Annotated in this window: 3 protein-coding genes; all 3 read right to left on the reverse strand. The window is 44.2% G+C overall.

The window, feature by feature from the left end; translation table 11 throughout:
- Nucleotides 1-47 precede the first annotated feature (47 nt).
- The gene (locus NFS18_RS19280) at nucleotides 48-380 is read right to left on the reverse strand and encodes a minor capsid protein (protein WP_251393189.1); all 333 of its coding nucleotides are present in this window, start codon (nucleotides 378-380) and stop codon (nucleotides 48-50) included.
- Nucleotides 380-787 (reverse strand): DUF6751 family protein, encoded by a 408-nt coding sequence (locus NFS18_RS19285; RefSeq protein ID WP_251393190.1) that lies wholly within the window; start codon nucleotides 785-787, stop codon nucleotides 380-382. The genes NFS18_RS19280 and NFS18_RS19285 overlap by 1 nt, the downstream gene beginning before the upstream one ends.
- Nucleotides 787-1,216, reverse strand: a 430-nt coding sequence (locus tag NFS18_RS19290) for a head-tail connector protein (RefSeq protein ID WP_251393191.1), incomplete at its 5' end; no start/stop codon positions are given. The genes NFS18_RS19290 and NFS18_RS19285, both read right to left, overlap by 1 nt.

Consider the following 1,216-nt stretch of genomic DNA (forward strand, 5'->3'; position numbering starts at 1 on the left):
CAAGAAAGGGCATGTTTCTATAAACTCCTTCACTTTTACAGCCACACTCATTTTGCCTTACCTCCACAAAAAGCAGCAACAGACCGGACAATCTCCTTACCGCGGTCTGCCCACATTCTTTCCGTCCAGTGCGGTCCGCGCTTTCCTTTTCCTTTATGCTCGTAATACTGTCTCCTCGCATACGGGGTGTTGTATACGATCTTTTTTTCCGTTGCAGATGCCGTGTTTTTCAAAACGCCAGTCCGTTTCGGAACATATGGGTCAGACAGCCTCCTTACTTCATTGGTGAAAAAACGCTGTCCCTTTCCGTTTTCGTTAAGGCTTCTTTTTAGCAGAATCTTGTCTGTCGAATCCATCTCAAGTCTGATTCTTGTCCCCACTACGCACCACCCCCTATCCGTATATGTTTCGACCCTCCATGAAAGTTCTCGGAGTGGTTTAATACCTTCCCGGAAATCCCAGAGGTACATCTTCGTATTTCTTCAATACTGGTTGCATTACCCCCGTCCCATTTCCCAGCCACAAAAAAGTCACCGTTCTGGACCGTCCACTCATCTGAGATACTATTTTTCTTCTGAAAGTCCACTCCTGAAATCCAATTCTCACATTTCTCATACGGTATACGGATTTTATGTACATCCACGCTTTTCAGACCGCCGTTTTCAATGTCGGATTTCTGATCCGTATGAAACCAGACAGCGTCTATATAGTGCGGAATATACACGAGTTTCTTAGACTGTTTATCTGGAAACTTATTGAAAATTGTAATATCTGTATTCGTCAGCATTACTCCACCCCCTGATATAAAAGTCCGGTGTTCATCAGATAGCACTCTGTGATGCCGTAAAGCTTCCTCCGCAATACTTCCTGTTGGTCCTGACCATCCACAGCCTCTGTCACGTAGGATACCGAATACCCGTCCGTATTCTCAGATTTCTTCATACCCCCGTCACGCTGTCTTTCAACCTTATAGATTGTCTCTGCCATATCGCAGAGACAATTCTTTACAATATTGTCGAATGGTTCACCCCTCAACTGGTCAAAAGTAAATGTATGCAGGTGCATCTCTGCCTTTTGCATTACATATCTAAACTGTTCTTCCGGTATTGTGTTACCCCCATATTGGTCAGCATAATATTTGTAACTCATATCCTGCATAGAACCACCGCTTTCTTTTATGCTCCCGCTGCAACTGTGTGGACATAAATCGCAACTT

The organism is Mediterraneibacter agrestimuris (genome assembly GCF_943193195.1).
In the GTDB taxonomy this organism is placed as follows: Bacteria; Bacillota; Clostridia; order Lachnospirales; family Lachnospiraceae; genus Schaedlerella; species Schaedlerella agrestimuris.

Coding starts and splice junctions, on each gene's coding strand:
- NFS18_RS19285 (WP_251393190.1), bottom strand. CDS start 787: ATGCTGACGAATACAGATATTACAATTTTCAATAAGTTTCCAGATAAA.